Annotated in this window: 17 protein-coding genes; 15 read left to right on the top strand and 2 right to left on the bottom strand. The window is 67.0% G+C overall.

The window, feature by feature from the left end:
• Positions 1 to 26 precede the first annotated feature (26 nt).
• The 5 genes from dapB to VG566_RS02355 all read left to right on the top strand — a co-directional run bounded on the left by dapB (position 27) and on the right by VG566_RS02355 (position 6996).
• Positions 27 to 746, top strand: coding sequence for a 4-hydroxy-tetrahydrodipicolinate reductase (gene dapB / locus VG566_RS02375; RefSeq protein ID WP_080052982.1), 720 nt, complete (start codon positions 27 to 29; stop codon positions 744 to 746).
• Between the two features lie 335 nt (positions 747 to 1081).
• Positions 1082 to 2209 (top strand): glutamine-hydrolyzing carbamoyl-phosphate synthase small subunit, encoded by a 1128-nt coding sequence (carA, locus tag VG566_RS02370; RefSeq protein WP_014646993.1) that lies wholly within the window; start codon positions 1082 to 1084, stop codon positions 2207 to 2209.
• A 149-nt stretch (positions 2210 to 2358) separates the two neighbouring features.
• Positions 2359 to 5601 (top strand): carbamoyl-phosphate synthase large subunit, encoded by a 3243-nt coding sequence (carB, locus tag VG566_RS02365; protein ID WP_014646994.1) that lies wholly within the window; start codon positions 2359 to 2361, stop codon positions 5599 to 5601.
• An 8-nt stretch (positions 5602 to 5609) separates the two neighbouring features.
• Positions 5610 to 6074, top strand: coding sequence for a transcription elongation factor GreA (gene greA / locus VG566_RS02360; RefSeq protein ID WP_026347191.1), 465 nt, complete (start codon positions 5610 to 5612; stop codon positions 6072 to 6074).
• A 4-nt stretch (positions 6075 to 6078) separates the two neighbouring features.
• Positions 6079 to 6996 (top strand): Regulatory protein, RpfE type, encoded by a 918-nt coding sequence (locus VG566_RS02355; RefSeq protein WP_014646995.1) that lies wholly within the window; start codon positions 6079 to 6081, stop codon positions 6994 to 6996.
• Between the two features lie 112 nt (positions 6997 to 7108).
• Here VG566_RS02355 and VG566_RS02350 read toward each other — a convergent pair whose 3' ends face one another.
• Complete coding sequence (locus tag VG566_RS02350) at positions 7109 to 8149, bottom strand: DUF1176 domain-containing protein (protein ID WP_134966490.1); 1041 nt, start codon at positions 8147 to 8149, stop codon at positions 7109 to 7111.
• A gap of 145 nt (positions 8150 to 8294) precedes the next feature.
• On the opposite strand from VG566_RS02350, the gene recJ reads away from it, so the two are divergent.
• Entirely contained in the window at positions 8295 to 10052 is a 1758-nt protein-coding gene (gene recJ / locus VG566_RS02345) for a single-stranded-DNA-specific exonuclease RecJ (RefSeq protein ID WP_164167375.1), read from the top strand.
• Between the two features lie 142 nt (positions 10053 to 10194).
• On the top strand, positions 10195 to 13107 hold the full coding sequence (locus VG566_RS02340; protein ID WP_241883829.1) for a VIT domain-containing protein: 2913 nt from the start codon (positions 10195 to 10197) through the stop codon (positions 13105 to 13107).
• Between the two features lie 102 nt (positions 13108 to 13209).
• On the opposite strand, the gene VG566_RS02335 is transcribed toward VG566_RS02340, so the two are convergent.
• Entirely contained in the window at positions 13210 to 14409 is a 1200-nt protein-coding gene (locus VG566_RS02335; RefSeq protein ID WP_100449973.1) for an acyltransferase family protein, read from the bottom strand.
• A gap of 175 nt (positions 14410 to 14584) precedes the next feature.
• Here VG566_RS02335 and VG566_RS02330 point away from each other — a divergent pair, with 175 nt between their 5' ends.
• The 8 genes from VG566_RS02330 to VG566_RS02295 all read left to right on the top strand — a co-directional run bounded on the left by VG566_RS02330 (position 14585) and on the right by VG566_RS02295 (position 26399).
• Positions 14585 to 15445 (top strand): LytTR family DNA-binding domain-containing protein, encoded by an 861-nt coding sequence (locus tag VG566_RS02330; protein ID WP_241883830.1) that lies wholly within the window; start codon positions 14585 to 14587, stop codon positions 15443 to 15445.
• 70 nt (positions 15446 to 15515) lie between these two features.
• Positions 15516 to 16641, top strand: a protein-coding gene (gene prfB / locus VG566_RS02325) for a peptide chain release factor 2 (RefSeq protein ID WP_014037064.1) whose coding sequence is annotated in 2 segments (ribosomal slippage) — positions 15516 to 15590 and positions 15592 to 16641 — 1125 coding nt in all. Because the reading frame shifts where the segments join, the coding sequence is not laid out codon by codon here.
• 45 nt (positions 16642 to 16686) lie between these two features.
• On the top strand, positions 16687 to 17469 hold the full coding sequence (locus VG566_RS02320; protein ID WP_057495109.1) for a helix-turn-helix transcriptional regulator: 783 nt from the start codon (positions 16687 to 16689) through the stop codon (positions 17467 to 17469).
• A 644-nt stretch (positions 17470 to 18113) separates the two neighbouring features.
• A complete protein-coding gene (locus tag VG566_RS02315; protein ID WP_241883831.1) occupies positions 18114 to 19499 on the top strand; it encodes an NAD-dependent succinate-semialdehyde dehydrogenase in 1386 nt (461 codons plus the stop codon).
• A gap of 62 nt (positions 19500 to 19561) precedes the next feature.
• Positions 19562 to 21202, top strand: a complete 1641-nt coding sequence (locus VG566_RS02310) for an acetolactate synthase large subunit (protein WP_014647004.1) — start codon at positions 19562 to 19564, stop codon at positions 21200 to 21202.
• A gap of 160 nt (positions 21203 to 21362) precedes the next feature.
• On the top strand, positions 21363 to 22874 hold the full coding sequence (gene lysS / locus VG566_RS02305; RefSeq protein WP_012480078.1) for a lysine--tRNA ligase: 1512 nt from the start codon (positions 21363 to 21365) through the stop codon (positions 22872 to 22874).
• A gap of 205 nt (positions 22875 to 23079) precedes the next feature.
• A complete protein-coding gene (locus VG566_RS02300) occupies positions 23080 to 24225 on the top strand; it encodes a response regulator (RefSeq protein ID WP_032959453.1) in 1146 nt (381 codons plus the stop codon).
• Complete coding sequence (locus VG566_RS02295) at positions 24222 to 26399, top strand: response regulator (protein ID WP_241883832.1); 2178 nt, start codon at positions 24222 to 24224, stop codon at positions 26397 to 26399. Before VG566_RS02300 ends, VG566_RS02295 begins: the two co-directional genes overlap by 4 nt.
• Positions 26400 to 26412 lie beyond the last annotated feature (13 nt).

Here is a 26412-nt window from a genome sequence, read left to right as displayed (position 1 = left end):
GGGCGTGCTGCCGCTAGCCTGCAGGCATGAACCAGACTCCTCTGCGATTGCTCATTCACGGTGCCTCCGGGCGCATGGGCCAGGCCCTGCTGCGGCTGGCCGCCGAACATCCCGAAACCCTGCAGATCGTGGCCGCAGTGACCGGCCGTGCGCCGGCCCAGCGCGTGGTCGACGGCGTGCCGTTCTTCGGCGCCAGTGAGCTGCCCGGCGCGCCGGTGTTCGATGTGGCGATCGACTTCAGCCTGCCGGAGGGTTTCGACCCGATGCTGGCGTTGTGCGTGGAACGGGGTGCCGGGCTGGTGTCGGGCACCACCGGTATCTCCAGCACGCAGCGCCAGGCGCTGGAGGCCGCGGCGGCGAAGATCCCGCTGGTATGGGCCTCGAACTTCAGCCTGGGCGTGGCGGTACTGGACGAGCTGGTGGAGCGCGCGGCGCAGGCGCTGGCCGGCTGGGACTGCGACATCGTCGAATCGCACCACACCCAGAAGAAGGATGCGCCATCGGGCACCGCGCTGACTCTGGGCGCGGCCGCGCAACGGGGCGGGGCGGAGCCGCACTACGCCAGCCTGCGTGCCGGTGACATCGTGGGCGAGCACCTGGTGCAGTTCACCGGTCTGGGCGAGCGCATCGAGCTGGTGCATCGGGCCACCAACCGCGACATTTTCGCCCGCGGCGCCCTGTTCGCCGCCCGCCAGCTGCAGGGGCGGGCGCCGGGCAGCTACCGGGTAAGGGACCTGCTGCAGTAGGGCGGGCTGATTCGTGGGGTCGGATCCCTTTTCTGCGGAAAGGGCTCTGACCCCATCCGAGGGCGCCTGGGGTCAGAGCCTTTCCCATTCGGGAAAGGATCCGACCCCGCCTCCGGCCTGCATACGCCGCCGGATTGAAATGAATGCGCAATCGCCTGTTCATGAAGCGCGATAACCGCTGGCGCGAGCGCCCCGGCAGCGCTACAATTCGCACTCGCCGAATCACGAAAGCCGGACCGGTCCCAGACCGTACGTCCGCGCTTTTTTGCAACCGGATTTCCGTGAAGCGCAGGCGTGACTTCGGCAGCCCCCTCGGTAGCCAAAGTGAGATTCCCGTGACCCAAGCCGCAATCCTCGTCCTCGAAGACGGCACCGTATTCGAGGGCGAATCCGTAGGCGCGCCCGGCCTGTCCGTCGGTGAGGTGGTGTTCAACACCGCCATGACCGGCTACCAGGAAGTGCTGACCGACCCGTCCTACGCCCGGCAGATGGTCACGCTGACCTATCCGCATATCGGTAACACCGGCATGACCGACCAGGACAACGAAGCGTCCAAGGTGTGGTCGGCCGGCCTGATCGTGCGCGACGTTCCGCGCCGCCCCAGCAACTGGCGCAGCCAGGTGTCGCTGCAGGACTGGCTGATCCAGCGTGGCGTGGTCGCCATCGCCGGCATCGACACCCGCAAGCTGACCCGCATCCTGCGCGAGAAGGGCGCGCAGAACGGTGCGCTGATGGCCGGCGACATCGACGTGGAAAAGGCACTGGAAGCCGCCCGCAAGTTCCCGGGGTTGAAGGGCATGGATCTGGCCAAGGTCGTCACTACCGAGAAGACCTACACCTGGACCGAGGGCCAGCTGGACCTGGATGCCAACGCTTTCGTCAGCGTGCCGGCCCGGTTCAAGGTCGTGGCCTACGACTTCGGTGTGAAGACCAACATCCTGCGCATGCTGGCCGAGCGTGGCTGCGAAGTGACCGTGGTACCGGCGCAGACCCCGGCCGCCGAAGTGCTGGCCCTGAAGCCGGACGGCGTGTTCCTGTCCAACGGCCCGGGTGACCCGGAGCCGTGTGACTACGCCATCGAAGCGATCAAGACCTTCATCGATGTGAAGATCCCGACCTTCGGCATCTGCCTGGGCCACCAGCTGCTGGGCCTGGCCTCGGGCGCGCAGACCATGAAGATGGGCCATGGCCACCACGGTGCCAATCACCCGGTGCAGGACCTGGACAGCGGCCGGGTGATGATCACCTCGCAGAACCACGGTTTCGCGATCGATGAAGCGACCCTGCCGCCGACCCTGCGCGTGACCCACCGCTCGTTGTTCGACGGGACCAATCAGGGTGTCGCCCGCACCGACGTGCCGGCGTTCTCGTTCCAGGGCCACCCGGAAGCGTCGCCGGGCCCGACCGATGTCGGTCCGCTGTTCGACCGCTTCGTGGTGCTGATGGAGCAGGCCAAGGCGTGATCAGTACGCCGCCGGCCCCCCGGTGGCGTCGCGATGGACCGTAAACCCCGCATCGCTGCTGCCCCCGGCGCGGCGCTGCGGATCAAGATTCCTGATCGACAGCGTGCGATCACTCCCCCTTGTCACGCTGTACTGACTTAGAGAAGAAAATGCCCAAGCGCACTGACCTCAAGACCATCCTCATCATCGGTGCTGGCCCGATCGTCATCGGCCAGGCCTGCGAGTTCGACTACTCCGGCGCCCAGGCCTGCAAGGCCCTGCGTGACGAGGGTTACCGCGTGGTGCTGGTCAACAGCAACCCGGCAACGATCATGACCGACCCGGAGATGGCCGACGCCGTCTACATCGAGCCGATCAACTGGCAGACGGTCGAGAAGATCATCGCCAAGGAAAAGCCCGATGCGCTGCTGCCGACCATGGGTGGCCAGACCGCGCTGAACTGCGCGCTGGACCTGGCCGACAACGGCGTGCTGGAGAAGTACAACGTCGAACTGATCGGCGCCAAGCGCGAAGCGATCCGCATGGCCGAAGACCGCGAGCTGTTCCGCGTGGCCATGGGTGAGATCGGCCTGGAATGCCCGACCGCCGCCGTCGCCCACACCCTGGACGAAGCGCTGGAGATCCAGACCCGCGTCGGCTACCCGACCATCATCCGCCCCAGCTTCACTCTGGGCGGCAGCGGTGGCGGCATCGCCTACAACCGCGAAGAGCTGGTCGAGATCGTCAGCCGCGGCCTGGAACTGTCGCCGACCACCGAGGTGCTGGTGGAAGAGTCGGTGCTGGGCTGGAAGGAATTCGAGATGGAAGTGGTCCGCGATACCGCGGACAACTGCATCATCGTCTGCTCGATCGAAAACCTTGACCCGATGGGCGTGCACACCGGTGACTCGATCACCGTGGCGCCGGCGCAGACCCTGACCGACAAGGAATACCAGCGCCTGCGCGATGCCTCCATCGCCGTGCTGCGCAAGATCGGCGTCGATACCGGTGGCTCGAACGTGCAGTTCGGCATCAACCCGAAGACCGGCCGCGTGGTCGTCATCGAGATGAACCCGCGCGTGTCACGTTCCTCGGCGCTGGCCTCCAAGGCCACCGGCTTCCCGATCGCCAAGGTCGCCGCCAAGCTCGCCGTGGGTTACACCCTGGACGAACTGAAGAACGAGATCACCGGCGGCCTGACCCCGGCCTCGTTCGAGCCGTCCATCGATTACGTCGTCACCAAGATCCCGCGTTTCGCCTTCGAGAAGTTCCCGGCCGCCGACGCCCGCCTGACCACCCAGATGAAGTCGGTGGGCGAGGTGATGGCGATGGGCCGTACCTTCCAGGAGTCGGTGCAGAAGGCCCTGCGTGGCCTGGAAACCGGCAAGGTCGGCTTCGACCCGACCGGCCTGGACCTGGCCAACGAAGACGACCTGCAGACCCTGCGTCGCGAGTTGAAGGCGCCGGGCCCGGAGCGCCTGTTCTTCGTCGCCGACGCGTTCCGCGCCGGCATGAGCGTGGAAGAGATCTACGCACTGTCGTTCATCGACCACTGGTTCCTGGACCAGATCGAGGAAATCATCGCTGCAGAAGGCGAAGTCGCTGCCGGTGGCATCGACGCGCTGGACGCCGCACGCCTGCGCAAGCTGAAGCGTGCTGGCTTCTCCGATGCGCGCCTGGCGCAGCTGACCGGCACCAATGAAGCCGCCATCCGCGCGCTGCGTCGTGCGCACAAGGTGCGCCCGGTCTACAAGCGCGTGGACTCCTGCGCCGGTGAATTCTCCACCGGCACCGCCTACCTGTACTCGACCTACGAGGACGAGTGCGAGGCCGCGCCGAGCAACCGCGACAAGATCATGATCCTGGGCGGTGGCCCGAACCGCATCGGCCAGGGCATCGAGTTCGACTACTGCTGCGTGCACGCCGCACTGGCGCTGCGCGAGGATGGCTATGAAACCATCATGGTCAACTGCAACCCGGAAACCGTGTCGACCGACTACGACACCTCCGACCGCCTGTACTTCGAACCGCTGACCCTGGAAGACGTGCTGGAGATCGTCGAACTGGAACAGCCGAAGGGCGTGATCGTGCAGTACGGCGGCCAGACCCCGCTGAAGCTGGCGCGTGCGCTGGAAGCCAATGGCGTGCCGGTGATCGGCACCAGCCCGGACTCGATCGACCTGGCCGAAGACCGCGAGCGCTTCCAGCAGCTGGTCGACACGCTGGGCCTGAAGCAGCCGCCGAACCGCATCGCCCGCAACGACCAGGAAGCCCTGCTGCTGGCCCGCGAGATCGGCTACCCGCTGGTGGTGCGCCCGAGCTACGTGCTGGGCGGCCGTGCGATGGAAATCGTCTACGGCGAAGCCGACCTGGCCCGCTACGTGCGCGACGCGGTGAAGGTGTCCAACGATTCGCCGGTGCTGCTGGACCGCTTCCTCGACAACGCCGTGGAGTGCGACGTCGACATCATTGCCGATGCCCAGGGCAACGTCCTGATCGGTGGCGTGATGGAGCACATCGAAGAAGCCGGCGTGCACTCGGGCGATTCCTCGTGCTCGCTGCCGCCGTACTCGCTGTCGGCTGAAACCCAGGCCGAGCTGCGCCGCCAGGTGGTGGAGCTGGCCAAGGCCCTGAACGTGGTCGGCCTGATGAACACCCAGTTCGCGATCCAGACCAGCGACGAGGGTGCCGACACCATCTACCTGTTGGAAGTGAACCCGCGTGCCTCGCGCACCGTGCCGTTCGTGTCCAAGGCCACCGGCATGCCGCTGGCCAAGATCGCCGCCCGCTGCATGGCCGGCAAGACGCTGGCCGAGCAGGGCGCGACCAAGGAAATCGTGCCGGACTACTACTCGGTGAAGGAAGCGATCTTCCCGTTCGCCAAGTTCCAGGGCGTCGACCCGATCCTCGGGCCGGAGATGCGCTCCACCGGTGAGGTGATGGGCGTGGGCCGCACCTTCAACGCCGCCTTCGCGCGGGCGCAGGAAGCCGGCGGCATCAAGGCCCCGCCGGTTGGCAAGGCCTTCGTCTCGGTGCGTGATCCGGACAAGAAGCGCGTGCTGCCGGTGGCCAAGGCGCTGCTGGCGCGCGGCTACAGCCTGGTCGCCACCCGTGGCACCGCCGCCTGGCTGCAGCAGCACGGCATGGACTGCGAGATCATCAACAAGGTGGTCGAAGGCCGTCCGCACATCGTCGACTCGATCAAGAACGGCGAGATCGTCTACATCGTCAACACGACCGAAGGTCGTTCGGCGATCAACGACTCGTTCTCGATCCGTCGCGAGGCGCTGCAGCATCGCGTCACCTACTCGACCACCATTGCCGGCGCCAAGGCGCTGGTGGATTCACTGGAATTCCGCGGCACCGGTCCGGTCTGGTCGCTGCAGGAGCTGCACAAGGAGTTGAATGCATGAGAGCCCCCATCACCATGAAGGGCGCGCAGAAGCTGCGCGACGAACTGGATCACCTGAAGTCGGTCAAGCGCCCGAAGGTGATCGCCGCCATCGCCGAAGCGCGTGAGCATGGCGACCTGAAGGAGAACGCCGAGTACCACGCCGCGCGCGAGGAACAGGGCTTCATCGAAGGCCGCATCAAGCAGCTGGAAGGCGAGCTGTCGCACGCCGAGATCATCGACGTGAGCAAGCTCAACGCCGGCTCCAAGGTGGTGTTCGGCGCCAGCGTGACGCTGGCCGACGTGGAAACCGACGAAGAGAAGAAGTACCAGATCGTCGGTGACCTGGAAGCGGACATCAAGCTGGGCCTGATCGCGATTTCCTCGCCGGTGGCGCGCGCGATGATCGGCAAGCTGGAAGGCGATTCGATCGTGATCGACGCCCCGGCCGGCCAGCGCGAGTACGAGATCGTCAGCGTCAGCTACGTGGACTGACACGGTGGCAACGGCGACCCTGCTGTTGCCGGCCCGCAGCCGCTTTGCCGCGGCTGCGTTGCCGGACGATGTGGCACGTGCGCTCGGCCGTGCCACGACCGTGCAGGTCGCGCCGGGCGAACGCGCGCAGCTGACGCGCCATTTCGCGGTTGCCGCGCCGCACTGGCCGGTGGCCGCGTTGACCCGCCAGCGCGACGTCGGCGATGCGGCCGGCGCCAGCTGGCTGCGTGCCGATCCGGCCTGCATGGTGCCGGACATGCATGGCGCGCGGATGATGGCCTACGGCGAAACGCTGCGGCCGACGCTGGCCGACAGCCTGGCCCTGCTGCCGGTGCTGCAGCCCTTGTTTGCCGATGCCGGGTTCGTGCTTGACGCACCGGACCCGTCGCGCTGGTACCTGCGGCTTCCAATCGACCTGGTGCTGCCGGACTTCAATAGTCCGGACGAGGTGCTGGGCGATGACCTGTTCTCGCATCTGCCGGAGGGCGAGGGCGGCCGTCGCTGGCGGGCGCTGATGACCGAAGCGCAGGTACTGCTGCACAACCATTCCTGGAACCAGCAGCGCGCCGCGCAGGGACAACAGCCGATCAATTCGCTGTGGTTCTGGGGCGGTGGCGTGATGCCGGTGTCGGTCAGCACGCCGCACGCACAGGTGCGCAGCCGCGATGCCCTGCTGCAGGGCCTGGCCCTGGCGGCTGGCGTAGCCGTGGATGGCGAGCAGGCGGTGGATGCACTGGTCGACCTGCGCCAGCTGCGTTCGCTGCAGCAGCTCGGCAATGATGCAATCCGGCCGCTGCTGGCCGCGCTCAAGCGTGGCGAGCTGCAGCGGCTGGTGCTCGATTTCGAGGACGGCCTGCAGTTCCAGCTGGACCGCGGCCAGCGCTGGCAGTTCTGGAAGAAGCCGCGGCAGCTTCACGATTGATCGGGGTCGACCGATCGGGGTCGGATCCGTTTTCCATCGGAAAACGGCTCTGACCCCCAGGGTTTGTCGGGGTTGCCGACCAGCGGCCGGCACTACCGCAGGTAGCGGCGCCTCAACGGACCTCGCTGACCACCGTCGGCAGTGTCCAGTGCCCGCCGAGCATATTGCGACACTGGCCCGTCGTGAAATCGCTGCTCTTCACGAAGCGCTCCCCGTCCCACACCCAGTCATTGGCGGAGATGCAATCGCCGACACCGCGGCCTCGGGAGCGGCCTCGCAGCGTAGCGTCATCGCGGTCAAAATCTTCGGCCAGGTTGGTGACAAAGGTCGCCTGGTACGGCGATCTGTCCCGCACCACCCAGTAGGCGTTGCTCATGTTGTAGGCACCCACGAAGCAACTGGTGCTTGCCAGTACATGCTGGGCGTCCAGTCGCTGGATCTCGATCTCATCTGTCCCGCCATCGCTCAGGCGGCCGCACTCATCCGGCTTCGGCAGGCTGGCGATCAGCGCCTTGCGCAGGCCCGGTGCCTTGGCCAGCGCCGCGTCCGAGGCGCGCGGTGCCATCAGCGTGCCGCGCACGATCACTGGTACCGGCAACGCCGCAGGCACGCTCGCTTCGGGCTTGTCGCCACGCCGCACCAGCGCACCGGGCGTGCCCAGCCGGCCCTGGGCCTCGTCCATCTTCAGCAGTACGGCCGCTGCGCCGCTGTCGGAGATCGGCCACGCCTTGCCCTTGCCGTCGATGATCTCGATGCGTGCCTGGCGCGGCAGTGCGGCGACCAGTGCATCGGTCTGTGCCTGCTGCAACAACACGTTGTCCCCGTCGCCGGTGTCGTGCACCGGGCCCAGGTCCTTGCCGTTCAGGCGCAGGCGCAGCGCCCCGGTCGGCGTCGGGCTTTCGCCATCCTCGCCATTGCGCAGCCGCGCGAGCACCTTCGTAGCCGGGCCGCCCGCGCGTTCCAGCATCAGGCTGAGCAGATTGCCGGGTTCTTCCGGGCTGTAGCCGGCGGCGCGGCAGGTGCGGGTGTTGTCACAGGCCAGCGACCAGTCGTTGTGCTGGAACTGCACGCCGGCCTTCGGTTCGGGTGTGGCGGCGTGGGCGGCCGGGGCCAGGGCGAGGCCCAGCAGCGCGGGAAGCAGCGTGCGATGCATGCGTTGAAGTCCATTTCCGGGCCGACAAGCATGGAAGATATGCTGGCAGATTCCAAATGCTCGCGATCGGGGTGGAGCCTCCTGCGGGCAGAGAGATCCGACCCCGCGCTATCATGGGGATGTCTTCCGCAACCCGGCGATGCCGATGTCCCTTGCCGCCGATGCTGCGCACTCCTCCTCCGATACGCCGATGATCCGCCGCCGCGATGCGGTCGTACCCGGCAGCTGGCCAGAGGGCACGCTGCCACTGCTGGCGCGCCTGTATGCCAGCCGTGGCGCAGGTACGCCAGAGCTGGCGCTGCCGAAACTGGGCAGCCTCCACGCGCCCGAGTTGCTGACCGGCATCGATGATGCGGTGGGTCTGCTGATCGAGGCCATCGCCAATGACAGGCGCATCCTGGTGGTCGGCGATTTCGATTGCGATGGCGCCACCGCCTGTGCGGTCGGCGTGCGCGGCCTGCGCATGCTCGGCGCGCAGCACGTCTTCCACGCGGTGCCGAACCGCATGGTGCATGGCTATGGCCTGTCGCCGTCGCTGGTGGAGGAACTGGCCGCGCTGCAGCCGGACCTGCTGGTGACTGTAGATCACGGCATCGCCTGCCATGCGGGCGTGACCGCCGCCAAGGCGCGCGGCTGGCAGGTGCTGGTCACCGACCATCACCTTCCCGGGCCGCAGCTGCCGCCGGCCGATGTCATCGTCGATCCCAATCTCGACGGTGATGCGTTCCCCAGCAAGTCACTGGCCGGCGTCGGCGTGATCTTCTACGTGCTGATGGCGCTGCGCCGGCACATGCGCGAGGCCGGCGTCTTCGCCGATGGCAAGGGGCCGGACCTGACCACGCTGCTGGACCTGGTGGCGGTCGGTACCGTCGCCGACCTGGTGGCGCTGGATCCGAACAACCGGGCACTGGTCAGCGCGGGCCTGCGGCGCCTGCGCGCGGGGCAGGGCTGTGTCGGCCTGCGTGCGCTGATCGAAGCCAGCGGCCGTGATGCCGCGCGGCTCACTGCCACCGACATCGGCTTCGCGCTCGGCCCGCGCCTGAATGCCGCGGGCCGGCTCGAAGACATGGCGCTGGGCATCGCGCTGCTGCTGACCGAAGACCCGCGCCAGGCGCGCGAGATCGCGCAGACGCTGGAGCAGATCAATTCGGAACGGCGCGCCGTGCAGCAGTCGATGACCGACGATGCCGAGCAGGCGTTGACCCGGGTGGTGCTGGACATGGCCGGTCAGCGACCGGTGGCGGCCTGCCTGTTCGATGCCGACTGGCATCCGGGCGTGGTCGGCCTGGTCGCGTCGAAGATGAAGGACCGCTTGCATCGCCCGGTGATCGCCTTCGCGCCGGCCGAACCTGGCGCCGACACCCTGCGAGGCTCGGCGCGCTCCATTCCCGGCCTGCACATCCGTGACGCCCTTGCGCTGGTCGATGCGCGCCATCCGGGCCTGATCGAACGCTTCGGCGGCCACGCCATGGCGGCCGGGCTCAGCCTGCGGCGTGACCACGTCGACGACTTCAAGGCCGCCTTCGTCGCGGTGGTGCTGGAGATGCTCGATCCGGCGGCACTGCAGCAGCAGGTGCTCAGTGACGGCGAGCTGGCCGCGGACGAGCTGGACCATCGCCACGCCGATGCGTTGCGCCTGGCCGGGCCGTGGGGCCAGGGTTTCCCCGAGCCACTGTTCGACGGCCACTTCGAAGTAGCCAACTGGCGCGTGCTGAAGGAGCGTCACTTGAAGCTGGAACTGCGCCTGCCCGGCGTACCCGGCACGATCAACGCCATCCATTTCGGCGGCTGGCACGGCAACGCGCCCGGTCGCCATGTGCATCTCGCCTATCGCCTCGCCTGCGACGACTATCGCGGCGGCAGCGCCATCCAGCTGATCGTGGAGCACTGCCTGCCCGCATGAAAAAAGGGGACGGAGGGGATTAAGTCGCTTGTGCCTTGTTTGCCACTTGCGACTTAATCCCCTCCGTCCCCTTTTTGGGGGCGCCAACCCCATTACGGTTGCTGGTGCGTTCAAAGGTTCACGATCCCACTGGAGTCCGGTCATGGTCTTCACCCGTTGCTGCACCGTGTTGTTGCTGGCCCTTGCGGCCTGGCCCGCTGGCGCGCAGTCGCCGCCGATCTCCCGGCTGCAGGCTGCCACGCCGCTGCTGATCGCGCCGGCGGCTGAGCAGCCGGTTCAATTGCGACACGCCCGCATCGAAGGCGAGGTGCAGGCCGGCATCGCCCAGACCCGGATCACGCTGGAATTCCACAACCCCAACCGGCGGGTACTGGAGGGCGAGCTGCAGTTTCCACTGGCCGATGGCCAGCAGATCAGCGGCTTCGCGCTGGATATCAACGGCGAGATGCGTGACGCGGTGCCGGTGCCCAAGGATCGCGGCCGCCAGGTGTTCGAGGAGATCGCCCGTCGCGGGGTCGACCCGGGCCTGCTGGAACAGACCGCTGGCAACCAGTTCCGGTTGCGCATCTACCCGCTGCCGGCCGGCGGTAGCCGGCGCGTGGAGCTGGTGATTCGCGAGCCGTTGGCCTTCGCCGGCCAAGGCTGGCAGTGGACACTGCCGCTGCAGTTCGCCGCCGGTGCAGCCTCGGTTGAGCTGAAACTGCAGGCCCCCGACACGGCCACCGCGGGTACGGCGCCATTCCGCATCAGCGCGGGCCAGCTGCAGTGGCAGGGCAGGGGCGCGCAGCTGCCGCAGCAGCTGCAGTGGAGCCTGCCGGCAGCCCGACAGGCACAGGTGCAGGTGGCGCCCTGGCAGGACGGCCATTACCTGTTGGCGCAGCTGCCGGTGGTGGCCAGCAGCACGCCGCGCACGTTGCCCAGCGAGATCGGCCTGCTGTGGGACGGCTCCGGTTCGGCGGGACAGCGCGATCGCTCGCGTGAGTTCGCCCTGCTGGATCGCTACTTCGCTGCGATGGGTGACGGCACCGTGGCCTTGACCGTGCTGCGCGATCGCGCCGAGCCGGTGCGTCGATTCCGCATCCGCGCCGGCAACTGGAACGAGCTGCGCGCAGCACTGCAGGCCGTGCGTCCGGACGGCGCCAGCGCACTGGCGCAGTGGCAGCCGCAGCCGGGCGTGAAGGAATACCTGCTGGTCAGCGATGGCCTGCTGACCTATGGGCCGGAACAGCTGCCGGCGATGGCGCCGGACCAACGCCTGTTTGCGGTCAGCAGCGCCGGTGCGCGCACCGATGCCGTGCGACTGCGTGGCTGGAGCGAAGCGCATGGTGGTCGCTTCGTAGCGCTGGGGAAGGATGTCGAATTGGCCGCCCGTGAGCTGCTATCGTCGCCGATGGATGTGCAGGTCGATGCAGGGCGCGGCGTGCAGGACGTGGTGATCGATCGTCGCAGTGAAGCCCAGGGCTGGTTGTGGCTGCATGCACGACTGGCGGCCGACGGTGTGCCGATGCGGGTGCGCGTGGGTGGCGGCGAATGGCAGGCGCTGCCCGCCACGCAGAAGAGCAACGACGGAGAACTGCTGGCGGGCTTGTGGGCGCAGGCGCGCCTGCAGCAGCTGGCCGCCGATCGCCGTGGCAACCGCGAGGCGATGCAGCGCCTGTCACAACAGTTCGGCCTGGTCGGGCCGGATACCTCGCTGATCGTGCTGGAGACGCTGGAGGACTACCTGCGCTATGCGATCCGCCCTTCCGGCACGTTGCGCGCCGAGTACGACGCCAGGTTTGCAGTGCAGGTAAGTGATCGCGCCGCAGCCGATCGCCAGCGCCTGGATGAAGTGGCCGCTCGCTGGAAGGAGCGCCAGCAGTGGTGGAACCGCAGCTGGCCGAAGGGTGTGCCGCCGCAGCCGAAGGGCGGGGCACTCGAAGTGGCCTCCGCGGACTACGCGATGGAATCAGCGCCGGTGGCGATGCTCGCCGCGCCGGCCCCGGCGGCACCACCCGCCCCGGCACCGATGGCCGCCGCCGCCGAGCAGCGCATGGAAGCCAGCAGCGCGCGTGCGCGTCGCTCAGCGCCTGCATCGAACAAGGCCCTGGATTCAATCACAGTCACTGGTGGCCGTGTCGCTGCGCCCGCTGCTGCCAACGACGGCCAACTCGGCATCCAGCTGGCGGCCTGGCAGCCGGACTCGGCCATCGCCCGGCGCCTGCGCCAGGGTCCGCCGTCGCAACTTTACGACCGCTATCTGGCCGAGCGCGATGCCCACGCCGACAGCAGCGCGTTCTTCCTCGATGTGGCCGACCTGCTGCTGGAGCAGGGCCAGCGCGAACTGGCACTGCGGGTACTGTCGAACCTGGCCGAGATGGATCTGGACAACCGGCATCTGCTGCGCGTGCTCGGCTACCGGCTGATGCAGGCTGATGCCCCGGCACTGGCGGTGCCGGTGTTCGAGCAGGTGCTGGCGATGGGCCAGGAAGAACCGCAGAGCTTCCGCGACCTGGGCCTGGCGCTGGCAGCGGCCGGCAAGCCGCAACAGGCGCTGGCGCCGCTGTACCAGGTGGTGGTGCGGCCGTGGGACAGCCGCTTCGATGGCATCGCCCTGATCGCATTGGATGAGCTGACCAACCTGGTGGCGCGCAGCACGCCACGGCTGGATACCTCGGCCATCGACCCGCGCCTGCTGCAGGCAATGCCGCTGGACCTGCGCGTGGTGCTGTCCTGGGATGCCGACAACAGCGACATGGACCTGTGGGTGACCGACCCGAACGGCGAGCGTGCCTACTACGGCAACCGCCAGACCTACCAGGGCGGGCGGATGTCGCAGGACTTCACCGGCGGCTATGGCCCCGAGCAGTTCTCGCTGCGCAACGCCAAGCCGGGCAAGTACAAGGTCGAGGCGAACTATTTCGGCAGTCGCCAGCAACTGGTGACCGGTGCGACGACGCTGATGCTGCGCCTGACCACCCACTGGGGCACGGCCAAGCAGAAGGACCAGATGGTGACGATGCGGCTGAAGGATCGCGCCGAAACCGTGCTGGTGGGCGAGTTCGAGGTGCGTTGACCGCTCGGACACCCGTGTAGAGTCGAGCTGGCTCGACTGCCTTGATGTAGCGCCGGGCACATGCGCGGCTCATGGCAGAGGCAGCCGAGCGCGGGCTCGGCTCTACACTACTGCGGTGCGCGCCATTGGCGCCGCCGGCGGATTCGCACGCAGGCCGAACAGGGGCCGCAGCCAACGCACGCGACGGATCAGCAACTCATGGATCAGCAGGCAGCCGCCGACAGTACCGGCCAGCAGCAGGGCCGGTTCCATCCACGGGCCCAACTGAAGTGGCTTGAGCCAGAACAACAGCACGATGATCAGGCTCTGGTGCAGCATGTACCAGGGATAGATCGCCTCGGTGCAGTACGGCAGCCAGCGGAACGGGCGATCGAGGAAGACCTTTCCCCAGCCGAGGATGGCCAGCAGCGCGGTCCATACGTAAAGCGACTGGCTGGCCCGGCCCTGCAGGTCCCAGAACGGTTCGGGCCATTGCCGCAGCGAGGAGTCAGCTGGCAGTACCTGGCCAAGGATGCGCAACCCCAGATACCAGCCGACGGCAGCCAGCGCCAGCCATAGCGTCGTGCGGCGCAGGGCGACCACGCGCTCCCAGAACACCGGTTCACGACCCAGCAGGTAGCCGGCCAGGAACACCGTCGCGTACTTCGCGTGCTGGTACCAGTCGCCGAGCAGGGCATTGGTGGACGGGTAGATCGGCTCCAGCCAGATCACCCAGGCCAGCAGCAGGACGGACGGAAGGCCGATCAGCAGCATCGGCGATGCTGCGCAGAGCGCCATCGCGCGGCGAACCACCGTCGTTCCCAGCAATGGCATCAACAGGGCCAAGGCCAGCGTGTAGTTCCACAGATAGGCCAGGTACCACAGGTGGTTCCAGGTGATGCCGTACTGCCAGCCGGCGAAGCTGCCTTCCGGCCACGGCCGCACCTGCCAGTAGCGCAGCAGGAAGTGGCCGAAGCCGGGTGCCACGTGGCCGTTTGCCACGCCTTCGCAATAGGGCTGGATCGGCACGATCACGAACATGCCGAACAGCAGCGGCAGCAGCAGCCGCCAGGTGCGCAGGCCGGCGAAGCGCAGCAACCTGCCTTCCGGCCGCATCAGCGCGATGGCGATACCCGAGATCAGGAACAGCAGCGACATCCGCCAGCGGTTGACGAACAGCATCGGCCACTGCAGCCATTCGGCGGTATGCACGCTCTTGAGGTGAAAGCCCCAGTCGTCCACGTAGGCCATGGCGGTGTGGTAGAGGATCAGCAGGGCGAAGGCGAACACGCGCAGGGCGTCGATGTCGTAGCGTCGGGTCATGGTGGTGGTGTGCCGGAGAGTCGAGCCAAGGTGACGCCGCCCGGTCCGTGCGGCGACTGGCAAGGGGCCGCTGGAACCGACGCAGTGACCAATGGCGGGGGTGGTGGGATCAATGGAGCCGCTACCCTTTGTCCCTTGAGGCAGGCTGGAGCACCGCAACGACATGGATGCAGCAATGACCCAGGGCCGACCATCGCGCTGGCGTACTTCAACCCGCCTGCTGGTATGGGCGGCGATCCTGTCGGCCTCGGCAGTGACCAATGCGCTGGTGGAAGTGATGGACGCCAGTCGCCGCGGCGCCGATCTCGGGCTGTGGGAGCCGATGATCTGGGAGTTCAGCAGCCTCGGCCTGGTCCTGTTGACCCTGCCGCTGCTGTGGTGGGGCTGCGAGCGCTGGCCGCTGCATGCCGATACCTGGAAGCGGCGATTGCCGCTGTATCTGCTGGCCAGCGTCGGCTGGTCGCTGCTGCACGTGGTGGGGATGGTGCTGCTGCGGCACCTGGCCTACGGGTCGCTGGGCCATCGCTACCAGGATGATGCCGGCTGGCTGGAGCGTTTTGCCTACGAATACCTGAAGGATGTGCGCACGTTCGCGATGTTCGTGGCCCTTGAGCACTTTGCCAGCTGGTTCGGCAGGCGCAGGCAGGGCGAGGCGAGCCTGCTGGCCGAGCCGGACGTCGGCCCGCCGGTGGAGCCGGTCGAGCGCCCCCAGCACTTCCTGGTGCGCAAGCTGGGCAAGGAGTTCCTGGTCGCCACGGCGGACGTGGAGTATGCCCAGGCCGCGGGGAACTATGTGAACCTGCGGGTACGCGGCCACGATTACCCGCTGCGCATCACCATGGCGGTGCTGGAGCAGCGGCTGGACCCGGGCGAGTTCCTGCGCCCGCATCGCAGCTGGCTGATCAATCGCGGCCAGTTGCGCTCGATCGAGCCGCTGGACGGAGGCGAGGCCCTGCTGCACATGGCCGACGGGGCGAAAGTGCCGTGCAGCCGGCGCCAGCTGCCGCTGCTGCGGCAGGCGCTGGGGGCAGGGTGAGGCCCTCATTCCGGGCACCCGCAGCCTGCGGTATCATTACCAGTCATCTTTTGAATGCATAACCGCCGACATGATCGAACTGAATCCTGTCCGCCAGCGCATCACCGATCTGACCGATCGCGTGCTGTCGCTTCGGGGGTATCTTTGACTACGACGCCAAGAAAGAGCGTCTTGAAGAAGTAACGCGGGAGCTGGAAAGCCCCGACGTCTGGAACAACGCCGAGTACGCCCAGAACCTGGGCCGCGAACGTTCCAGCCTGGAAAAGACCGTGGGCGGCATCGCCTCGGTGCTCGATGGCCTGAACGATGCCACCGAGCTGCTGGAGCTGGCCGAGTCCGAGCAGGACGAGGACACCGCCCTGGCCGTGGTCGCCGACCTCGACAAGCACCAGGCTCACGTGGAGAAGCTGGAGTTCCAGCGCATGTTCTCCGGCGAGATGGACAATGCGGCCGCGTTCGTCGACATCCAGGCCGGTGCCGGTGGTACCGAAGCCCAGGACTGGGCCGAGATCCTGCTGCGCATGTACCTGCGCTGGTGTGAATCGCGTGGCTGGAAGACCGAGCTGATGGAAGTCTCCGGCGGCGACGTTGCTGGCATCAAGTCGGCCACGCTGCGCGTGGAAGGCGACTATGCCTATGGCTGGCTGAAGACCGAGACCGGTGTGCACCGCCTGGTGCGCAAGTCGCCGTTCGACTCGGACAATCGCCGCCACACCAGCTTCACCTCGGTGTTCGTGTCGCCGGAAATCGACGACAACATCGACATCACCATCAACCCGGCCGACCTGCGTACCGACGTGTACCGTTCGTCCGGTGCCGGTGGCCAGCACGTGAACAAGACCGAGTCGGCGGTGCGCATCACCCACATCCCGACCAACATTGTCGTGGCCTGCCAGACCGGCCGCAGCCAGCACCAGAACCGCGACAACGCGATGAAGATGCTGGCCGCCAAGCTGTACGAGCTGGAGATCCAGAAGCGCAACGCCGAGAAGGACGCGGTGGAAGCCACCAAGTCCGACATCGGCTGGGGCAGCCAGATCCGCAACTACGTGCTCGACCAGAGCCGTATCAAGGACCTGCGTACCGGCATCGAGCGCTCGGATACGCAGAAGGTGCTCGACGGCGACCTGGACGAGTTCGTCGAGGCCAGCCTGAAGGCCGGCCTGGCCGTGGGCTCCAAGCGCGTCGATGCCTGATCGACGCGCCTGCGCGGATAGCATCGCCTTCCGCAACGGAGGGCGATGATGCGCAGCGAAAGTGAACGCAAGGAACTGGGCGGCTTCCTCAAGGCCTGCCGTGCCCGTGTCGACCCCGCCACGCTCGGCCTGCCGGCCGGGCGCCGGCGTACCCCGGGCCTGAAACGCGAGGAAGTCGCGCTGGCGATCGGGGTCAGTGTCAGCTGGTACACCTGGATCGAGCAGGGCCGTGAAGTGCGCGCCTCGCCCGAGGTGCTGGAGCGGCTGGCGCAGGTGCTGCGCATGAGCGACGACGAGCGCGCCTATGCGTTTGCGCTGTCCGGCTACGGCGTGCCGCTGGAGTCGCCGGACGAGAGCGTGACCGATGGCCTGCGCCAGTTGGTGGAGGCGATGCAGCCGATCCCGGCCTACGTGCGCAACACCCGCTTCGATATCCTGGCCTGGAATCCGGCCATTGCCGATCTGTTCGTGGACTACAGCCAGTTGGCGCCGCATGAGCGCAACACGCTGCGGCTGATGTTCCTGTACCCGCCGTACCGCACGTTGATCCTCAACTGGGAAGAAATGACCCGCGGCCTGCTGGCCGGCTTCCGCGCGGCGATGGCGCAGGCGCCGGACAAGGCGCCGTTCCTGGCGCTGGTCGAGGACCTCGCCGCGCACAGCGAAGAATTCCGCCAGTGGTGGCCGGAGCACGACGTGCGCCGGTTCGATGAGGGTGCGAAGAAGCTGAACCATCCCACGCGCGGGCTGCTGGACCTGCAGTACGTGGCGCTGGTACCGGAGAGCCGGCACGATCTTTCCCTGGTGACCTACCTGCCGCGAAAGTAGGGGGTGTTCGGCAGGGCTTGCAGCCCTGCACCTGCTCAATGCAACGGCCAAAGCCAGAGCCAGAGCTAGAGCTGGATTCCGTGGGTTGGCGGGGCGGTGTCGGAGCGCGGGGACGCCGTAAACCCGTCCCTGGGGGCTTGGCAGCCGCATCCATGCGGCTGACACCCCGCACGCCGACACCGCCCCACCTTTGAAAGGTTCACGCGGCTGTTGGTAGGTGTCGACCTTGGTCGACACATCTGTCAGATATCGAAAGAAATTCCGGGGTCAGATCCGTTTTCCTATGGAAAACGGATCTGACCCCAAGAGCATTTCCGACAGATCGCGGAAAACCGTCGAAGGCGGGGTGGGTCCGGTTGCGGGAGTGTCCGCGGCATGGATGCCGCGGCCAAGCCCCCATGGAAGGGTTTACGGCGTCTCCCGCAACCGGACCCACCCCGCCATCCCTCAGGAAACCAGCTTCTGCTGTTGCTGTTGCTCTGGATCGTAGCGGGTGCAGGGCGCAGCCCTGCCGACACCCCCCATTCAGACAGGTAAGTGCAGGTCACAGGATAAGCAGACGCCTTGTTGCCTCCGCCAATCGGGTCCACATTCCTGTGCAGGAGACGGGCCGCCGCCCGTCGTCGAGACACCAGGAGACCTGCATGTCCGCTGCCCCCAGCACCGCCATTTCCCGCGATCCGGCCACCGGCCAGCAGATCGCCAGCCATCCCTTCGCCACGGATGCCGAGCTGGAAGCGATCCTCGATCGCGGTCAGGCCGGTTTCGCCGCCTGGAGCGCCCGCAGCCTGGAACAGCGAGCGCAGGTGTTGCGTGCGATGGCGGGCGTACTGCGCCGTGACCGCGAGACGCTGGCTGCGCTGGCTATCGCCGAGATGGGCAAGGTGCAGGCCGAAGCACTGGCCGAGATCGAGAAGTGTGCCGTGCTGTGCGACTGGTACGCCGACCACGGTGCGCAGTTCCTGCGCGACGAGCCGACCCAGGTGCCCGACGACAAGGCTTACGTGTCCTACCTGCCGCTGGGCGTGGTGCTGGGCATCATGCCGTGGAATTTCCCGTACTGGCAGGTGATGCGCGCGGCGGTACCGATCCTGATGGGCGGCAACGGCTTCCTGCTGAAGCCGGCCGAGAACATCGTCGGCACCGCGCAGCTGCTCGATGCCGCCTGGCGTGATGCCGGGCTGCCGGAAGGCACCTTCATCGCCGCCAACATCAGCCGCGAGGGTACCAGCCGTGCGATCGCCGATGACCGCATCGCCGCCGTCACCCTGACCGGCAGCGTGGCCGCAGGCCGCAGCATCGCTGCCCAGGCCGGGCAGGCGCTGAAGAAGGTGGTGCTGGAACTGGGCGGCTCGGATCCGTTCATCGTGCTGGCCGACGCTGACCTGGATGCGGCCGTCGATGCGGCGGTGACCTCGCGCTTCCAGAACACCGGGCAGGTCTGCATTGCCGGCAAGCGCATCATCGTTGAAGACGCGGTGTACGACCGCTTCGTGGCGCAGTTCTGCCAGAAAGTGCAGGCGCTGACCATCGGTGATGGCCGTGAAGCGGGCAATCGCATTGGTCCGATGGCACGCCAGGACCTGCTGGAACAGTTGGACGCGCAGGTGCGCGCCTCGGTGGACGCAGGCGCGAAGCTGCTCGTCGGCGGCCATCAGCTCGATCGCCCGGGCGCGTTCTACGCGCCCACCGTACTGGCGGACGTAGAGCCGGGCATGCAGGCCTTTGACACGGAAACGTTCGGGCCGGTGGCCTCGATCAGTCGCGCCCGCGATGCCGACCACGCGGTGGAACTGGCCAACCAGAGCGAGTTCGGCCTCAGCGGCAACCTGTGGACCGGTGACCGCGCGCGGGCCATGCAGCTGGCGCGCCGGCTGCAGACCGGCGGTGTGTTCGTCAACGGCTTCTCCGCTTCCGACCCTCGCGTGCCGATCGGCGGTGTGAAGAAGAGCGGCTTCGGCCGCGAGCTCTCGCACTTCGGCATCCGTGAATTCGTCAACGCGCAGACAGTGTGGTTCGACAAGCATTGACGCGCGGCTCTCATCCTTCCTGCAACGATCCACCATCAGTCCAGCACAAAGGACGGCATCCGATGTCCAAGGGTTCAGATCTGCTCGTCGCCGCACTTGAGAACGAAGGCGTCGAGCGCATTTTCGGCATTCCCGGCGAAGAAAACCTCGACGTGGTCGAGTCGCTCCGCCATTCCAGCATCGAACTGGTCATCACCCGCCACGAACAGGCGGCGGTGTTCATGGCGGCCACTTACGGCCGCCTGACCGGCAAGCCGGGCGTATGCCTGGCCACGCTCGGCCCGGGCGCGCTCAACTTCACCACCGGCGCCGCCTATGCGCTGCTGGGTGCGTGGCCGGTGATCATGATCACCGGCCAGAAGGGCATCGTCGCCAGCAAGCAGGCGCGCTTCCAGATCGTCGACATCGTCGGCACGATGAAGCCGCTGACCAAACAGGCGCGGCAGATCGTCTCGGCACGCACCATTCCGACCATCGTCCGCGAGGCGTTCCGTGTCGCCCAGGAAGAGCGCCCGGGCCCGGTGTTGCTGGAGCTGCCCGAAGACATTGCTGCCGATGAGGTCGAGGGCGTGGCGCTGATTCCGCCGCACGCGGTGGACCGTCCCATTGCCAGCCCGGAGGCGCTGGATCGGGCAGCAGAGCTCATCCGCAATGCAAAGCGGCCGCTGCTGATGATCGCTTCGGCGGCCTCGCGGCCGCAGTCCAGCGACGCGCTGTCCGCGTTCGTGCTGCGCGCCGGCATCCCGTTCTTCACCACGCAGATGGGCAAGGGCGCGGTGGCCGGTGGTTCAGGCCTGTACATGGGCACCGCGGCGCTGACCGAGCGCGATTACGTGCACATGGCGATCGACCAGGCCGACGTGATCGTGACCATCGGCCACGAGGTCACCGAGAAGCCGCCATTCGTGATGCGCCCGGGTGGGCCGACGGTGATCCATATCGGGTACTCGCAGGCGGCGGTGGAACAGGTGTATTTCCCGCAGGTGGAGGTGATCGGCGATATCGGTCGTTCGCTGACCCAGCTGGCCGACCGCATCGAGGGCGCGGTGCCGAATGCCGCTGCGCTGCTGCCGCTGCGCGCGACCATCCTCGAACACCTGGCCGACCGGGCCGAAGAGGCCGGGTTCACCCCGCAGCGGCTGGTGCACGACGTGCGCCAGGTGATGCCGCCGGATGGCATCGTGGCGCTGGACAACGGCATGTACAAGATCTGGTTCGCGCGCAACTACCGCACCCAGGTGGCCAACACGCTGCTGCTGGACAACGCGCTGGCGACGATGGGCGCGGGCCTGCCGTCGGCGATCATGGCCTCGATCCTGTATCCGCAGCGGCGGGTGCTGGCGGTGTGCGGCGACGGCGGCTTCATGATGAACAGCCAGGAGCTGGAGACGGCCCGCCGGCTGGGCCTGAACCTGGTGGTGCTGATCCTCAACGACGGTGCCTACGGCATGATCCGCTGGAAGCAGGCCGTGGACGGATTCACCGACTACGGCATGACCTTCAGCAACCCCGATTTCGTGAAGTACGCCGAGGCCTATGGCTGCAAGGGCCACGAGGTGACGGCCATCGAGCAGTTCATCCCGACCCTGGAAGCGGCCTTCAACGAGGGCGGGGTGCACCTGGTGTCGGTGCCGGTGGACTATTCGGAGAACCAGCGGGTGCTGGTGGATGAGTTGCGCCAGGCGTTCCCCGGCAACAGGTAGACATCCAGGGTCCAGGTGGGGTCCCGGTCGGGGTCAGATCCCTTTGCGCAGCAGAGGGATCTGACCCCTCTCCCGGCTGGGGCTGGGCGGTTTTGGTATGCTGGGCAACCGGCTGTGCCGGGCGCTGCATCCCCCCTCACTACACGATTCCCGCAGATCCATGAGCGAAGCTACCGATACCCCCCCCGTCGACGAAAACAAGTTGATCGCCGAGCGCCGTGAGAAACTCAAAGCGCTGCGTGGGCAGGGCATCGCGTACCCGAACGACTTCCGTCGCGAGGACTTCGCCGGCCGCCTGCAGGAAGAATTCGCAGATGCCGAAACCTGGACCGCCGAGGCCCTGGAAGGCAACGGCCGCCAGGTGAAGATGGCGGGCCGCCTGATGGCCAAGCGCATCATGGGCAAGGCCAGCTTCGCGCAGATCCAGGACGAGTCCGGCCGCATCCAGCTGTTCCTGCAGGGCGCGGTGCTGGGCGATGCCTATACCGCCTTCAAGGGCTGGGACGTGGGCGACATCATCGCCGTCGAAGGCGGCCTGACCCGTACCAAGACCGGCGAGCTGTCGGTCAAGGCCGAATCGATCCGCCTGCTGACCAAGTCGCTGCGCCCGCTGCCGGACAAGTGGCATGGCCTGGCCGACGTCGAGCAGCGTTACCGCCAGCGTTACGTCGACCTGATCGTGACCCCGGAGTCGCGCGCGGTGTTCATCAAGCGCTCGAAGATCATCCGCGCCATGCGCGCGTGGCTGGACAACCGCGACTTCCTGGAAGTCGAGACGCCGATGATGCATTACATCCCCGGCGGCGCGGCGGCCAAGCCGTTCACCACCCACCACAATGCGCTGGACCTGGACCTGTACCTGCGCGTGGCGCCGGAGCTGTACCTCAAGCGCCTGACCGTGGGTGGCCTTGAGCGCGTGTACGAGATCAACCGCAACTTCCGCAATGAAGGCGTCAGCACCCGCCACAACCCGGAATTCACCATGATGGAGCTGTACGAGGCCTATGCCACGTACAACGAGATCATGGACCTGACCGAAGGCGTGATCCGTGACGTGGCCAAGGCCGTCAACGGTGGCACCGAGGTCGAATGGGACGGCGCGAAGATCGACCTGGGCCCGGCATTCCGCCGCTGGCGCATGGACGAGGCGGTGCGCCACCACAATCCGGAAATCTCTGCGGCGGACTGCACCGACCGCGACGCGCTGCTGCGCCATTGCGAGCGCTTGAAGATCCGCGTCAAGCCGTCCTACGGCTGGGGCAAGCTGCTGCTGGAGATCTTCGAGGCCACCGTCGAGCACACCCTGATCCAGCCGACCTTCATCACTGACCATCCGGTGGAGGTCTCGCCGCTGGCCCGTGCCAACGACAATGACCCGGGCTACACCGACCGCTTCGAGCTGTTCGTCAACGGCAAGGAGCTGGCCAACGGCTTCTCCGAGCTGAACGATCCGGAAGACCAGGCCCAGCGCTTCCAGGCCCAGGTGGCGGCGAAGGAAGGTGGCGATGACGAGGCCATGCACTACGACGCCGACTACATCCGTGCGCTGGAGTACGGCATGGCACCGACCGGCGGCCTCGGCATCGGCGTGGATCGCCTGGTGATGCTGCTGACCGGCAGCAGCTCGATCCGCGATGTACTGCTGTTCCCGTACATGCGTCCGGAGCAGTAAGTCGCCTTTTTGACTCCCGATTGTGCGCGCCGTCCCGAAACGAGACGGCGCGATTGACGCGTCCCGCACTCGGCGTATCGTAATTGCACTACCTTGACGCCTGTTATGGCTTGATCGGCGCCAGGGGGAGGGCACGGTGTGGGGAGTCCGCTTCACATTGTGATGACGATCATGAATCGGGACGCATGACACGGGAGTCAGGCCGATGCAGGGTGCGAGCGTTCGCAGCGGCAGAGTATCCTCGCCTGCTGATGATCCAGCGTGGTCGAGAAACCAGGCAGAGTACGCGTTGAACATCGTCATCGTTGACGACCAGACTTCGGCCCGGACGATGCTGCGTCACGTCATCGAAGACATCGCGCCGGAACTGAGCGTGTATGACTTCGGAGACCCGCTGACCGCATTGGCCTGGTGCGAAGCCCATCCGGTCGACCTGCTTCTGCTCGATTACCGCATGCCGGAGATGGATGGGCTGGAATTCGCCCGTCGTTTCCGTCGCCTGCCCAAGCACCGTGACATTCCGGTGATCCTGATCACCGTGGTCGGTGACGAGCCGATCCGGCAAGCGGCACTGGAAGCAGGCGTCATCGACTTCTTGGTCAAGCCGATCCGCCCGCGCGAGCTGCGGGCGCGCTGCTACAACCTGCTGCAGCTGCGCCAGCAGACCGAGAACGTGAAGCAGCGGGCGCTGTCGCTGGAGCAGCGCCTGCTGGCCAGCATGCATGAGGTCGAAGAGCGCGAGCGCGAGACGCTGTCGCGGCTGGCACGCGCGATCGAGTTCCGTGATGCCGGCACCAGCGCCTACCTGGAGCGCATGGCGCGCGTGGCCGGACTGATCGCCGAACAGCTCGGGCTGCCCGAAGAGGAGGTGCGCCTGATCGAAATGGCTGCGCCGCTGCATGACATGGGCAAGATCGCCATTCCCGATGCGGTGCTGCTCAAGCAGGGCAAGCTCAACGAGGAAGAGCTGGCGATCATGCGCCGGCACCCGCGGATTGGCCATGAACTGCTGAGCGGCAGCCAGAATCGCTTCATCCAGGTTGGCGCGTTGATCGCACTGCGTCATCATGAGCGCTATGACGGCAGTGGCTATCCCGATGGGCTGGTCGGCGACGCGATTCCGCTGGAAGCGCGCATCGTGGCCGTCGCCGATGTCTTCGACGCCCTGATTTCGCCCCGTCCGTACAAGGAAGCATGGACCATGGAAGCCACTCTGGCTTATCTCTACGCCCAGCGTGGCCGCCTGTTCGATCCCCGATGCGTGGACGCGCTGCTGCGCGGCCGCGAACAGCTCGACCAGATCTGCGCCGAGCATTCGATGGCGTCCGCGCGCCCGGGGCTGGGCGCGTGAAACGCCTGTTGTCGCAGCTGCGGCTGCGCCTGTCCCAGCGCCAGGACAGCGAGCACGGCCAGCAGATCGTCCGCATCGTGCTGATCAGCCTGATCCTGGCCTACGTACTGTTGCCGGCACCGCGCCACGATCTGCCGCACACCCAGTACGTCGGTGTGCTGGCGATCGTGCTGACCGGCCTGAGCCTGTCACTGTTGCTGTTCGGCTGGCTGCTGTGGCGGCCGGCGCGTTCCGATCCCCGCCGCGTGCTGGGGATGCTGGCTGACTACGGCCTCATTGCTGCCGGCATGGTGCAGATGGGTGAGCCGCTGGCCTGGGTCTACATCGTGGTGATGTGGGTGACGGTCGGCAATGGCATGCGCTTTGGCAACCACTATCTGTACGTGGCGGTGGCCATGGCGATGGTGAGCTTCGGTTGCACCGTGATGCTGACGCCTTACTGGCAACAGAATTTCCGCCTGGCCATCGGCCTCTGGCTGGGCCTGGCAGCGGTGCCGCTGTACTTCTCGACATTGCTGCGGCAGTTGACCGAAGCGATGGCCGAGGCGCGCCGCGCCAGCGAGGCCAAGAGCCGGTTCCTGGCCAACATGAGCCATGAGTTCCGCACGCCGTTGAACGGTCTCAACGGCATGACCGAAGTGCTGGCCACCACGCGCCTGGATGACGAGCAGCGCGAGTGCCTCAACACCATCCAGGCGTCGTCGCGCAGCCTGCTGGCACTGGTGGAGGAAGTGCTGGACATCTCGGCCATCGAGGCCGGCAAGCTGCGCGTGGTGGCCGAGGACTTCGCCGTGGCCGACGTGATCCAGGCGATCGGTCTGATCCTGTTGCCACAGGCCAAGGCCAAACGGCTGGATTACCGGGTGAAGGTGGCCGATGGTGTGCCGCCACGCGTGCGCGGCGATGTCGGGCACCTGCGGCAGATCCTGCTGAACCTGGCCGGCAACGCGGTCAAGTTCACCGACCATGGCCGGGTCGAGATACGTGTCGGCGTGGTGCAGGCCGATGCCAGCGGGGCGGTGCGGTTGCGCTTCGACATCCTCGACACCGGCATCGGCGTGCCACCTGCCATGCGTGCACGGCTGTTCGACGCGTTCGAGCAGGCCGATGTCAGCATGGCGCGCCGCCACGAGGGGACGGGGCTGGGCACGACCATCGCCAAGGGCCTGGTCGAGGCGATGGACGGTGACATCGGCTATCTGGAAAACCCGCCCCGCGGCAGCCACTTCTGGGTCGAGCTGCCGTTCGCGCCGCCGCAGCCGCAGGTGCCGGGCGTGGTGCCGAGCCTGAGCGGCGACGAAGACGCGGGCCCGGGCGGCAACGTGATCGCTTTTGCCGATCCGTTCCTGCGCCATCGCGCCCGCGTGCGCAGCATGCAGATCCTGGTGGCCGACGACCACGAGGCCAACCGCATGGTCCTGCAGCGCCTGCTGCAGAAGGCCGGCCATCGCGTGCTGTGCGTGGACGGCGGTGAGGCGGTGCTGGATGCGCTGGCCGACAGCGAGTTCGACGCGGTCATCGTCGATCTGCACATGCCGGGCATGAGCGGGCTGGACATGCTCAAGGAACTGCGGGTGATGCAGGCCGGCGGCGGTCCGCGCACGCCGGTACTGGTACTCAGTGCGGATGTAACGCCCGAGGCGATCCAGCGCTGTACCCAGGCCGGCGCACATGCCTTCCTGGCCAAGCCCGTCGTTGCGGTGCGCCTGCTCGATACGCTGGCCGAGATCGCCAGCAATGCCCAGCTGAAGACCATGGCCGCACCGGTGGTGCGACCGGCGGCGCCGCTGCAGGATGGCGTGCTCGACAGCAGCGTGCTGGACGAACTGGCTTCGCTGGGCATGGGCGAGGGCTTCGAACGTGAGTTCATCCGCCAGTGCCTGGAGGACGTGGCGAGCTGCATGGGCAAGGCCGAGCAGGCCGGCGAGGCCACGCAGTGGGATGTGTTCCGCGAACAATCCCACGCGATCAAGGGCGTGGCCAGCAACCTCGGCCTGATGCGCGCGTCCAACCGTGCCGGCGAGCTGATGCGGATGGCCGACTGGCAGCTCAAGACCGAATGGCGTCAGCGCCTGGGCATCCTGCAGGAGGCGATCAAGGAAGGTCGGCGCGCGCTGGACGCGCGGGCCGAACGCCGCATGCGCGGCGCCGCCGATGATGGTGAAGCGCGCTGAGGCGTGGCGTGAA

Source organism: Stenotrophomonas sp. CASM114, from assembly GCF_049384325.1.
Lineage (GTDB): Bacteria > Pseudomonadota > Gammaproteobacteria > Xanthomonadales > Xanthomonadaceae > Stenotrophomonas > Stenotrophomonas muris.
The sequence above is the reverse complement of the archived record's forward strand: the minus strand, read 5'-3'. Positions and strand labels throughout refer to the sequence as shown.